This window comes from Kitasatospora sp. NPDC058965 (assembly GCF_042741245.1).
GTDB lineage: Bacteria > Actinomycetota > Actinomycetes > Streptomycetales > Streptomycetaceae > Kitasatospora.
The window spans coordinates 1-4,085 of the sequence record NZ_JBHYKG010000498.1 but is presented as its reverse complement, the minus strand read 5'-3'; the positions used below and the strand labels follow the sequence as shown (position 1 = coordinate 4,085).

At 67.7% G+C, this 4,085-nt stretch carries 6 protein-coding genes and 1 pseudogene; 3 read left to right on the top strand and 4 right to left on the bottom strand.

What is annotated here, in order from left to right:
* Positions 1-139, top strand: a 139-nt coding sequence (locus ACFW1A_RS39265) for a LysM peptidoglycan-binding domain-containing protein (RefSeq protein ID WP_380418274.1), incomplete at its 5' end; no start/stop codon positions are given.
* Between the two features lie 94 nt (positions 140-233).
* On the opposite strand, the gene ACFW1A_RS39260 is transcribed toward ACFW1A_RS39265, so the two are convergent.
* The gene (locus tag ACFW1A_RS39260; protein WP_380418272.1) at positions 234-641 is read right to left on the bottom strand and encodes a hypothetical protein; all 408 of its coding nucleotides are present in this window, start codon (positions 639-641) and stop codon (positions 234-236) included.
* Positions 642-897: 256 nt separating this feature from the next.
* On the opposite strand from ACFW1A_RS39260, the gene ACFW1A_RS39255 reads away from it, so the two are divergent.
* Positions 898-1,209 (top strand): hypothetical protein, encoded by a 312-nt coding sequence (locus tag ACFW1A_RS39255; protein WP_380418270.1) that lies wholly within the window; start codon positions 898-900, stop codon positions 1,207-1,209.
* A gap of 38 nt (positions 1,210-1,247) precedes the next feature.
* Here ACFW1A_RS39255 and ACFW1A_RS39250 read toward each other — a convergent pair.
* Both ACFW1A_RS39250 and ACFW1A_RS39245 read right to left on the bottom strand, forming a co-directional pair.
* Positions 1,248-1,409: pseudogene (locus tag ACFW1A_RS39250) on the bottom strand (IS630 family transposase); the annotation flags it as partial.
* A gap of 19 nt (positions 1,410-1,428) precedes the next feature.
* On the bottom strand, positions 1,429-1,947 hold the full coding sequence (locus ACFW1A_RS39245) for a protein phosphatase (protein ID WP_380418268.1): 519 nt from the start codon (positions 1,945-1,947) through the stop codon (positions 1,429-1,431).
* 212 nt (positions 1,948-2,159) lie between these two features.
* Between ACFW1A_RS39245 and ACFW1A_RS39240 the strand changes: the two genes are divergently transcribed.
* Positions 2,160-2,768 (top strand): hypothetical protein, encoded by a 609-nt coding sequence (locus tag ACFW1A_RS39240; RefSeq protein ID WP_380418266.1) that lies wholly within the window; start codon positions 2,160-2,162, stop codon positions 2,766-2,768.
* Between the two features lie 184 nt (positions 2,769-2,952).
* On the opposite strand, the gene ACFW1A_RS39235 is transcribed toward ACFW1A_RS39240, so the two are convergent.
* Positions 2,953-3,549: a hypothetical protein gene (locus ACFW1A_RS39235; protein WP_380418264.1), complete on the bottom strand. Its 597-nt coding sequence runs from the start codon at positions 3,547-3,549 to the stop codon at positions 2,953-2,955.
* Positions 3,550-4,085: the final 536 nt, after the last annotated feature.

The window sequence follows — 4,085 nt, the reverse complement described above, 5'->3', positions numbered from 1 at the left end:
CACCGTCAAGAGCGGCGACACCCTCAGCGCCATCGCCGCCGCCCACCACACCACCGTGGACGCCCTCTACAGCAAGAACGTCAAGACCGTCGGCACCAACCCCGACGTCATCTTCCCGGGCCAGGTCCTCAGCATCTGAGACCACCGACCCCGCTGACCCAGGGTCACCCAAGCCCGACGCCCCCTCCCCACCACCACGGCGGGAAGGGGGCGTCGGGCATTCCACGTCCGACTCAGCGGCAGGAGTGCCAGTCGGTGTAGTCGTTCTCGATGGGGGTCCCCGAGGGATCCTCCGCGTAGATGAACTCGCGGACGCAGTGGCCGACTCCGTTCACGCTCGACGGGCCGGCGTAGTACTTGTACGGGCCGTGGTTGTCGAGCGCGCCCCACTGCTGCGCGTCGTTCTCGATCTGGAGCTCGACCGTGGTCGGTGTCCCGTAGTAGCTCGACTTCACGAAGACCGAGCAGTTGTTGGTGCCGTCGAAGTAGGTGTACACGGTTCCGGCCGCCATCGCGTGCGACCACACCTGGCTGCCCGGGCAGTTGTAGGCGCCGGCGTGGGCCTGCGAGGTGGTCGCCGCAGTGCCGAACACCGCCATCCCCGCCACCAACAGCGCCGTGGCGGACTTCCGGATCTTCATGCTGGTGCCCTCCTGGGGCTCCGGCGGTCCCCCCGTGAGACCGCGCGGCAACCACACCTACCGCTCACGCCCACACCCGTCCGTACGCCGGACAAGACTGGCCGGATCCACCCGCATACTGGCCCGAACCCCAACCACTCCTGACAGATCGGTAAACAGGTGTCGACGGATCCTCAGGCGCTGACGAGCCCGCGGTTCACAGTCAGAACCCGGCTAGTGTTCCTCGTGCAGCGACATCGTTGATCAGGGAGGGCTGATGGCCGTCGAGGAGGCGCTGGTGGCTCGGCTGCGGGTCCACAACAGCGGCAAGGAACTGCTGAAGCTGGTCCTGGAGCCGCTTGGAAGTGATCACTGGTTGGCGCCTGGCGAGACGTTCGTGGTCTGGACGTTCGGGTCCGCGGACGGTCGTCCATGGTCCGGGACTACGTACGGCAACGAGCCCTTCGAGGTGGACCATCGGCCGGGCTCCGTCACGGTGCACTTCAACGGGCACCACGGCTACGTTTCGGACGTCGACGGCAACGAGATCGAGTGCGGGCACCGACGGCCGGGCAGCGCGCGCGTTTGACGCAGCGCGCCACTGGTCAGGCCGCCTCCAGCGGGCGCCCCCCAGCGCAGTCCCTTCTCGCTACGGACGCGGGCGCGTTCGCGGCGTTGGGCTTTCAAGACGTCGGGGTGGCGGGCGTTGGCGTTGCGCCGGCGCAGGTAGGCGTGCAGCGCACGGGTTCGGACCGGGTGGTCGGGGTGGTTCGAGTTCGCCGGCGCGAACTACCACCAGCCTTTGACGCTATTGGCCAGGTGCGGGTTCGAGTCCGGCCAGGAGGCGGGCGACGTCGAGTCCTGTGGTGAGGTATTGCACGAAGGACTGGTTGTTCAAGGCCCAGGGCGATCGAGCCTGGCGGATGAGTGAGATGGCGGTGGTGGAGTCCTGGCCCAGCTCGATGAGGGTCTGTGCGACAACGAGGCCGGAGCGGTTGTAGCCGGAATGGCAGCGCACGAGAACGGTGCGGTCGTTGCGTACGGCCTCAGCGGCTGTGACGGCCAGCTGTTGGACCGAGTGGAGCTCCTCGGCCGTGAGTGGGCCGTCAGGGATCTCACTGACGAGGTGGGCGACTCCGGGGTGCGGTCCGTGGCCTGGTCGGGTGAACAGGCTGATGACCAGGTCGAATTCGGCACCGACAACCGCGGTCTGCACGTCGCCGTCCGGGCCGACCCAGAAGTGGCCGCCCAGCCACAGCCGCGGCCTGACCTCGTTCCACCGCGTTCGTGGTTCGGGGGCACCCTCGTCCCTCTGACGTGTCTTCACAGATGCTCCTCTCCGAGGCACCAACGACACGGCCAGACGGTCCGGTTCCCCGGTCGATGCGCTGTCGTTGTTCCTTGATCGCCGGGTTGCGAGTTCGGTCTTGCCGAAATTGCAGCGTGGGGCCTTCTGCCGGTTGGTGGAGCCCAGGAGCGCGGTGTGGCGGTGCTGGCGGGCCGTCACTCCAGCGGACGTGACCCAGCGAGGCCGGTTCTATGCTGACGGTCGTGCAGTTACTGGGTCTGAGCAGTGAGGACGAGATGGTCGCCTGCTTCCTGGGTGGCGAGCTGTCCAGCAGGAGGTTCGGTCAGAACCTCCTGTCCCGATTGGCGGCAGCTGGGCAGGCCGAGCAGGTGCTGTTGCATCCGGACCTCTCCGACGCCGGGGCGAACTCCGCGCGTCGGGCTCTCCTCGCGGCGACGCGCGGTTACGGCGAGAACCGCGACCTCTTCGAGAACTTCCCCGCTCACGTCGCGTGGACCAGGGCGCTCCTGTCCGCGGACGAGGTGGCCTGCGTGCGCTACATGGACTACTCCTACTGGAGCGAACTGTCCGGTGGCAGCCGTCGGCCGGCCGACGCGGCCGCACGGATCGGGGCCGGGCTGCGGGCCTTCGACGTGCCCAACGAACCGTTCGTCGACGCGGCCCGCGCGTTGAGCAGCGGCGGGCGGTTTCCTCCGCTCATCCTCGTCGGCGAGAGGCTGGACGACCTGGTCTGCCTTGAGGGTCACCTGCGTCTTACCGCCTACGCCCTCGCCGGCTTCCCGGCCGACGTCGAGTGCCTGATCGGCGTTGCACCGGGGATGGGACGCTGGGCGAGGTAGGAGGACCGCATCTCGCACCGTGTCCCTGTGTGGATCGGCCGTACGAGGTGGGCACCGTTGGATCCAGTGCGCGCTCTGGACATCGCAGGACGCGACCAGTCCCCGTCGGACGTCGACCGGCACGACTTTTCGTGCCCGTGGTGGTGCCGAGCTCGAAACGGTCCCCTTATGGGGAGATGTGGCTTCAGGACGCCGGACTTGTTCCCGTCGCGGGCTGCTCCTTGGCGTGCCACTTGTGGAAGAGGTCGAGAGGCACAGGTCCGCGATGAAGAATGTGCGGCACATCGCCCCACGGCAACAGCGGCTCGTCGGGGCCCAGAGTTCGCAGCCGGGTCAGCGCGCGGTCGGTCACCTGGGAGACCGCCCGCAACGTCGCAGTCGTCAGCGGGAGGTAATCGTCCTCATCGCCCGGATCCGCGCTCCGAGCACCCCGTGTCACTCGCATGAGCCGAACGCAGCATCGCCGCGGATCCAGCCGCGAGGCGTCCAGCGTCCACATCGGCCCTGCCCACGCTCTCCGGCCGGCGCTGCGCACCGCGTCGAACAGCAATGCGGAGTCGACTGGCGAGAAGAAGACGACATCCGCCCACGCGCAGTCGAGCGGGATCACACGCTCGCGCAGGCGGTGCTCGCGGCCCACGTACTTGGCGACATGACGCGCATACAGATCCGGGTAGCGCCCTGCAAGGACCGTCAGCGGCAGCAGTTCGTCACCACGAGGATCCGTGACGGCAGTGTGGAAAAGCGTTCCCCGAGCGCGTTGCACAGCAGCTTCGGGCATGAGAGATGCAGATTCTGAGGGCATAAAAAAAGCGTCGGGCCCAACGGGGCGACCGACGCGACACCATAAATTGTACCCTACTTTCGCCGAGCGGGACTTCGATGGACCCACAGCCGTCCGGTTCGTGACGATCTGTAGGTTGGCTCGGCCCTGGGGGCGCGACAAGCCTGGTTCCCGAGGTCGTGGAGGCGCATCGCCCCTGATCCTGTCTGTCCCTTGTCCAACTCCGTGAGCAGCCTCGGCCTGGGTGGGAGGGGTGACCGGCCTGGTGGAGGGCCGGCCGAGGTGCTGGTCGGGGCCGACCTCATTGCCGGCGATCGGCGAGTGGATCGCGGGCGCGCCACCGGATCGTCCGGGACAGCGCGGTGTGGTCCTGGGTCGTGTGGTGGGGGCCACCAGGGGGGCGGAATGTGACTGTGGGTGGTGGGGTGTTGGCGGGGGGTTGACGTTTTGGGGGTGGTGGGTGGTGGTGTCGGTCACAGCGGGGGTGGTGCGGGGTGTCCGGGATGCGCATTTTTCGCTGGTTCAGACCATTT